Genomic DNA, 7474 nt, shown 5'->3' with positions numbered 1-7474 from the left:
GCGAAGGGGCGCTAAATATAAAGTTTCTAAAGATAGTTAAAACCTTTTTAGGAGGAAAAACGATTGACAAAAAATGATTTCATTGAAATAAAAAGAATAGTTTATGATGCGGGAGAAAAATTAAAAGTGTGGAGCACCGAGAATTTCCATGTTAATTCAAAAAAATCTCGAACCGATCTTGTAACCGATGTAGATTACCAAATACAGGAATACCTAATAGAAGAGATAAATAAAAGTTTCCCAAATTCATTATTTTTAGCAGAAGAATCAGGACTAACCCAAACTCCTGATAAAAACGAATATTGGGTTATAGACCCTATAGACGGTACGGTAAATTTTTCAAGGGGTTTGCCAGAACATTGTATCTCAGTAGCATATGTTGAAAACAAAGAACCAACGATAGGTATCATCTATTCACCTTTTATGAACCTTTTTTACTCTGCCACAAAAAACAATGGCGCTTATTTAAACGATGAAAGATTGAAACCAAACTGGGCAAAAAATTTTGAAGATGCTATGATTTCTCTTGGAAATGAGAGAGGGAATACATACAAATATTTCAAAGCGTTGGAAGAAAAAGTTATGAGGATTAGATTGTTTGGTACCGCTGCCTTGCAGATCGCTTATGTGGCATCGGGTTTTTTGGATGCTTTCATATCTATAAGATCTCATCCATGGGATGTAGCAGCAGGTCATTTAATATTAGAGGAAGCTGGCGGGGAAATTGTAGATATCAATGGAAAAAATGTAAATATTTTCCAGGCGGATGCTCTTTACTGCAATCCTTACATTATTCAAGATTTGATAAATAATTTAAAAAATATTCAAAAATTTCAATGAAGGATAATAATTCGTATTGATTCCACCAACGAAACAAATGCGCCCTTTGGGCGCATTTTTATTTAAGTGGTTCGTATTTTTATACTTTCTTCTACCGGTGTAATATAAATCTTTCCATCACCTATCTTACCTGTTTGTGCATGTGTTTTTATAGTTTCTATAATTTTTTCAACTTTACTTTCTTCGGTAACTATTTCTAACTTGATCTTTTCCTTGAATTTTACTTCATATTCTTTTTTTTGTTTGTATTTTTCTACCTCTTTTTCCTCACCTTTTTGACTACCATATCCATAGATCTTATCAACATTAATGCCCTCGATACCTACTTTTTCTAATCCTACAATAACTTCCTCAAATTTTTCTGGCCTAATAAAGCATTCAATTTTTTTGTATCCCATATTATTCACCCTCCTCATCAATTTTTACTCTCACGCTTCGCCCTTTAAGCGGAGTTAAATCAGGATAACTGACAGATCCATGTTCTACAAAATCTAAGCCCTCTATTTCACTAGTAGAATCAATCCTCAAACCTATTGTTAAATCGACACTTTTAAAAAGAATGTAAGTAGTTGCAAGGGTCCAACCTGCAACAGCTAACACCCCTTTAAGCTGGGTTAAAAACAGGTTTACTCCTCCACCGTAGAGCAATCCACCGTCCACAGCGAATATTCCAACCATTAATGTACCGAATACTCCACCAACCCCGTGCACAGAGATTGCTCCAACTGGATCATCAATATGTATTTTGTCAAAAAATTCTATAGCTAAAACAACTAAACTACCGGATAAAGCTCCTATTATTGCAGCTCCAACGTTTGTAACGCTGGCACAACCGGCAGTGATCCCCACTAATCCAGCTAAAACACCATTTAGGGTAGAGTTGACATCCGGTTTTTTGTAGATAAACCAACCTATCGTCAATGCTCCTAATCCTCCTGCCGAGGCAGCTAAATTTGTGGTCATTGCTATATCACCGATTTTGAGATTTAAACCCGAAATGGTACTTCCTGGGTTAAAACCAAACCATCCAAACCATAGGATGAAAACACCCAAAGCAGCTAAAACTAAGCTATGTCCTGGTATCTTGTTTGGCGTTCCATCTGATCTGTATTTACCGGTTCTTGGTCCTAAAACCATTGTTCCCATCAGTGCTGCCCAGCCGCCTACAGAATGGACAACTGTGGAACCTGCAAAATCGACCATATCTGATAACCAACCTCCACCCCATATCCAATGACCAACTATGGGATATATAAATGCACTGATGAAAACACTGTAGATCAGATAGCCAGTGAATTTAGTTCTTTCCGCCATCGCTCCGGATACAATAGTTGCAGCGGTTGCAGCAAATACCGTCTGGAATATTAAAAAAGCGTTAAGCGGAATGTTTAACCCCAGATATTCAAAACTTCCTTGCCAACCTATGAAACCATTTCCAACTCCGAACATAATTGTAAATCCTACTATCCAGTAAAGTATTGAGCCGACCAAAAAATCAGTAAAATTTTTCATAATGATGTTTACCGTATTCTTTGATCTTGTAAACCCTGCTTCCACGAGCGCAAATCCAGCTTGCATAAAAAACACTAAAAACGCTGCGAGTAAAGTCCACATAGTATCAATGGAGCGTACCACTTCCTCCATAGTAATACTATCTGCGAGTAAGGCGGTTGGAACAATAAAGGCAACCGACAACATCAACAAACTCTTCCAAGCTCTCTTCATAATACCCTCACACTCCTTTTTTGATTTTTTACAAACCCCAGAATATGGTGCTTAACCTAGACTTTTTTCACCTCCCTATTACCAAAATAAAAAAACCGACGCATTAATTTTTCTGCGTCGGCTTTATAACAACAATACTACAGCGTTTTGAGCCGACGCTGTTTATTATTGTTATTATTGGAAGAAATTAAGTATTCATTACACTCTTTAGCCGCTTGTTTTCCTTCATTTATTGCCCATACTACCAAACTTTGTCCCCTTCTCATATCTCCAGCTGAAAAAATCCCTTCCACATTCGTCGAATATTTTCCTTCTCCGGTTTTAACGTTTGATCTTTTATTTGTTTCTACATTTAATTGCTCAATTAAATAGTTTTCAGGGCCTAAGAATCCCAAGGCTAACAGAACTAAATCTGCCTTCCATACCTTTTCTGTTCCATCTATTTCTCTTAGAAACAATTTCCCTGTTTTATCATGTTCCCATTCTACTTCAACGGTATGAACCTCTTTAACTTTGCCTTTTGTATCTCCAACAAATCTTCTAGTTGAAATATTGTACAATCTTGGATCTTTACCGAATTGTTCGGCATATTCCTCCTGAGCATAATCAACAGTTAAAACCTTGGGCCATTCTGGCCAAGGATTGTTTTGCCTCCTTAAAAGTGGAGGTTTGTCCATAATTTCAAACTGTACCACACTTTTACAACCCTGCCTTAAACTAACTCCCACACAATCCGTTCCTGTATCGCCTCCTCCGATTACGATAACATTTTTACCCTTGGCAGAGATCTCCTCAATATCTTTTTCACTTTTTAAAAGTCGAGACAGTATTCTCTCGTTCGCACTCTTCAAAAATTCTGTGGCAAAGTATATCCCTTTTAGGTTTCTTCCTTCCACATTTAGATCCCTCGCTTTAGCGGTACCTCCACATAATACAACGGCATCAAATTCTTCTTTTAGCTTTTGAACTGGGTAATCTTTACCAACGTTCACATTAGTCTTGAATTGTATACCTGATTTTCCCATCAATTCTATACGCCTTTTTACAATCTTTTTGTCCAATTTCATATTTGGTATGCCGTAAGTTAATAAGCCCCCTGGGTATTCGTTCTTTTCAAAAACGGTAACTTCATGACCATATCTGTTTAACTCCCAAGCACACGACAACCCTGCCGGTCCAGAACCTACAACAGCTACCTTTTTACCAGTAGAGTAAGATGGTTTATCCTCTTCTACCCAACCATTTTTGAATGCTTCTTCTATGATATAATATTCAATACTTTTAATGGAAACTGGATCCTTTACCAAATTGTTTACACAAGCTTTTTCGCAAGGAGCCGGACAGACCCTGCCTGTGAACTCCGGGAAACTGTTTGTTTCGATCAACCTTTCATAAGCTTCTCTCCAAAGGTTTCTATAGGCTAAATCGTTCCATTCTGGAATCAAATTATTCAAGGGGCACCCTGAAACCATATTATTTATCAATATACCAGAGTGACAAAACGGCGTGCCACAGTTCATACATCTTGCTGCTTGTATTCGGAGTTCGTCTTTTTCCATTTCTATATATAATTCTTCCCAATCATTTATTCTCATTTTTGGGGGTCTTTCTTCAGGGTTTTTTCTTTCGTACTTTAGAAATCCTTGTGGGTCGCCCATATAGTGACCTCCTTTACAAATTTCTAATGTTCAATGCGTTTGAACCAAAGATTGTTGCTTGTAATTCTCTTCAAATGCCTTCATAAGAGCTTCTTCGCCAGTAATTCCTTCAATATGCATCCTATTTACAACATCCATCATTCTTTTGTAATCTTTTGGTATAACCTTAACGAATCTTTCCTTAGTTTTCCCCCAGTTGTTCAAAATGTTTTTAGCCACATTACTACTCGTGTACTTATAATGTTTTTTTATCAACTCTTTTATTTCGTTCTTTTCATTCTCATCTTCAACTTTTTCCAACAAAACAGTGTCTTTGTTACATTTCGATTCAAAGCTATTGTCTTTGTCATATACGTAAGCTATTCCACCTGACATACCTGCGGCAAAGTTTCTACCCGTTTTACCAAGTATAACAACCTTTCCACCAGTCATATATTCACAGCCATGTTCGCCAACACCTTCAACCACAGCAGTAGACCCACTGTTTCTGACTGCGAAGCGTTCACCCGCTAAACCACTGATGTATGTTTCACCGCTTGTTGCTCCATACAATGCAACGTTACCAACAATTACATTTTCTTCATTATAGAATCGAGAATCCTTCGGGGGGTATACTATAATTTTTCCACCCGATAAACCTTTTGCTATGTAATCGTTTGAATCGCCTTCTAATATCAACGTTTCCCCCTTGGGGATGAAGGCTCCAAAACTTTGGCCAGCTGATCCTTTGAAATGTATTTTTATTGTATCTTCAGGCAGACCTTCCTCACCATACCTTTTAATTATTTCGCTTCCCAAAATTGTTCCAACGGTTCTATTCACATTTTTTATAGCTAAAGTGGCCTCAATCTTTTCACCATTTTCTAATGCATTCTGGCAAATGGGAAGTAATTTAGTTATGTCCAAGGTATCTGATAAACCGTTGTTTATTGGTTTAGGATATTGGCTGAATGAGTAATTTTTTATTTCTGGTTTGTATAATAATTTTGAAAGATCAATACTATGTGCTTTCCAATGATTTTTTATTTCTTTTTGTCTTAATTTATCAACACGTCCAACCATTTCACTAAACGTTCTGAATCCTAACTTGGCCATATATTCCCTTACTTCAGACGCGAGAAAGTACATGAGATTGACAACATATTGAGGATCACCTTTGAAATTTTTTCTCAGTACAGGGTTTTGTGTCGCAATTCCCACAGGACATGTATCCAAATTGCAAACTCTCATCATGACACAACCTAAGGCAACTAACACAATTGTGGCAAATCCAAACTCTTCTGCGCCTAAAAGTGCTGCAATCACTATGTCTTTTCCAGTTAGCAACTTACCATCCGTTTCCAAAGTGACCCTGTCTCTCAACTTGTTCAACACCAAGGTCTGATGAGTTTCAGCTAATCCTAATTCCCATGGCAAACCCGCATGCCTTATACTAGTACGTGGTGAAGCTCCGGTACCACCATCAAAACCGCTTATCAATATTACATCCGCTCCAGCTTTTGCTACACCCGCTGCTATGGTTCCTACACCAGATTTTGAAACCAATTTTACGTTTATTCGAGCGTTTCTATTGGCGTTTTTTAGGTCGTATATCAATTCTGCTAAATCTTCTATCGAGTAGATATCGTGATGTGGAGGAGGTGAAATGAGAGTAACTCCTGGAATAGAGTTCCTTACCTTTGCTACCCATGGATAGACCTTATTCCCAGGTAGTTCTCCTCCTTCTCCAGGTTTTGCACCTTGGGCTACCTTTATTTGGATCTCTTGAGCGTTGTTTAAGTAGTTGATTGTAACTCCGAATCTTCCAGAAGCCACCTGCTTTATTGAGCTATTCTTTGAATCCCTATTTTGTTCTTTTGCAAAACGGTTTGAATCCTCCCCTCCTTCACCTGTATTACTCTTTGCACCTATTCGATTCATAGCTATTGCTATAGTTTCGTGGGCTTCTTGGCTTATTGAACCAAAAGACATAGCTCCTGTTTTGAACCTTTTAACAATCGATTCGACAGGTTCTACTTCGTCAAGGGGAATTGCTTTAGTTTTATCGAAATTGAACTCAAAAAGACTTCTCAAACTGTATAATTTTGCGTCTTCATCGACTATAGATTGTGAAAACTTTTTGAAAAGTTCATAATCGTTGTTTTTAACAGCATTTTGTAAATAATAAATGGATTTAGGGTTGTACAAGTGATACTCACCTTTTGCCCTCCATTTCATAAGACCTTCTGAATCAAGTAACGATCCTCTATTAACCTGATTAAATGCACTCGAATGACGTTTAGAAACTTCTTGAGCTATTTCTTTTAAGCCTATCCCTTCTACTTGTGAAGTGGTTCCTGTAAAAAATTGCTCTACGATAGACTTTTTTATTCCTACTATTTCGAAGGTTTGAGCCCCTTGATAACCTTGGAGGGTTGATATCCCAAGCTTTGATAACACTTTTTGAATACCTTTCAAAGATGCATCTTTATACCTTTTAACGGCTTCTTCATATTTCAAACCTTTAATGTAACCTTTGTTAACTAAATTTTCAATACTTTCATAGGTGAGATATGGATTGATAGCAGAAGCTCCATAACTTAGGAGTGTACAAAAATGGTGTACTTCTCTTGGTTCTGCAGATTCCAAAATTATTCCAATCTCTGTTCTATTTTCTTTTCTAACCAAATGATGATGAAGACCCGATACCGCCAATAAAGCTGGAATTGGTGCATGATTTTGGTTAACTCCTTTATCTGTCAATATCAATATGTTAGCACCATCGTTTATGGCAGAATCTGCTTTTTGAAAGAGGTTTGTAATCGCCTTTTTTAATCCTTCTTCTCCATCTTTTACCTTGTATAAGATGGGTAAGGTGATCGCTTTAAAACCTTCTAAGTCAAGATTTTTTATCTTTTCCATTTCATCGTTGGTGAGAATAGGGTTTTTGATCTTAATTTGCCTACAATTGATGGATGATGGATCAATAAGATTACCTTCAGAACCTATGTAAAGATGGGTAGAGGTGATAATTTTTTCTCTTATCGCATCTATAGGAGGATTGGTTACTTGAGCGAAAAGCTGTTTAAAATATTCATACAACAACTTTGGACGTTCAGATAAAACGGCCAAAGGTGTGTCATCCCCCATAGCCCCAACGGGGTCAGAAGCACCTATAACCATAGGTTCTATGATCATCTCAATATCTTCAAATGTGTATCCGAAACATTTTTGTTTTGTAGTTAAAGGTACCTCATCGATTTCCATATTTC

At 37.2% G+C, this 7474-nt stretch carries 4 protein-coding genes and 1 pseudogene; 1 reads left to right on the top strand and 4 read right to left on the bottom strand.

The window, feature by feature from the left end; translation table 11 throughout:
* Positions 1-63: 63 nt before the first annotated feature.
* The gene (locus tag AA81_RS11430; protein WP_103078783.1) at positions 64-840 is read left to right on the top strand and encodes an inositol monophosphatase family protein; all 777 of its coding nucleotides are present in this window, start codon (positions 64-66) and stop codon (positions 838-840) included.
* Positions 841-902: 62 nt separating this feature from the next.
* Here the strand turns inward: AA81_RS11430 and AA81_RS11425 are convergent, their stop codons facing one another.
* From AA81_RS11425 to gltB, 4 genes and pseudogenes are all read right to left on the bottom strand, one after another.
* Complete coding sequence (locus AA81_RS11425) at positions 903-1238, bottom strand: P-II family nitrogen regulator (RefSeq protein WP_103078782.1); 336 nt, start codon at positions 1236-1238, stop codon at positions 903-905.
* Between the two features lies 1 nt (position 1239).
* A complete protein-coding gene (locus AA81_RS11420) occupies positions 1240-2565 on the bottom strand; it encodes an ammonium transporter (protein WP_103078781.1) in 1326 nt (441 codons plus the stop codon).
* A 137-nt stretch (positions 2566-2702) separates the two neighbouring features.
* Positions 2703-4223 (bottom strand): glutamate synthase subunit beta, encoded by a 1521-nt coding sequence (locus AA81_RS11415; protein WP_103078780.1) that lies wholly within the window; start codon positions 4221-4223, stop codon positions 2703-2705.
* A 30-nt stretch (positions 4224-4253) separates the two neighbouring features.
* A pseudogene (gene gltB, locus AA81_RS11410) lies at positions 4254-7474 on the bottom strand (glutamate synthase large subunit); the annotation flags it as partial.

The sequence above is a fragment of the Petrotoga halophila DSM 16923 genome (assembly GCF_002924615.1).
The sequence above is the reverse complement of the archived record's forward strand: the minus strand, read 5'-3'. Positions and strand labels throughout refer to the sequence as shown.